1 protein-coding gene is annotated in these 321 nt (G+C 32.4%); it reads left to right on the top strand.

Translation table 11 applies throughout. From position 1 onward, the window contains the following. The coding region (locus tag L977_RS09605) for a hypothetical protein (RefSeq protein WP_047625649.1) at positions 1-321 on the top strand (321 nt) is incomplete at both ends.

Below are 321 nucleotides of genomic sequence, written 5' to 3' on the forward strand. Positions count from 1 at the left end.
TTCCAATTGAAGAAGCTCTAGGTAAGAGGAAAAAACTGAATTTAGATATGGTTTACCTTGTGACCGATGTAGACGAAAGTAATAAAGCTACGTTAAAAAACTACTTTTGGGCAATGATTGAAAGTCTTGACGTTCCAAACGCAATAGCCAAAAAGACAAACTCTGGTATAATTAATTATTTAATTGACCCTAATAAAAATAATTTAATGAGTTATGGTTATTTCTTTGATTCAAGTATCTTTGCTGGAAAGGCTACGATTAATCGTAAAGCGGAAACTTCATCAGCTCATGATGTAGCAAAAAGGATATTTTCCAATGTTC

This window comes from Enterobacter sp. ZOR0014, assembly GCF_000798855.1.
GTDB lineage: Bacteria > Pseudomonadota > Gammaproteobacteria > Enterobacterales > Enterobacteriaceae > Enterobacter > Enterobacter kobei.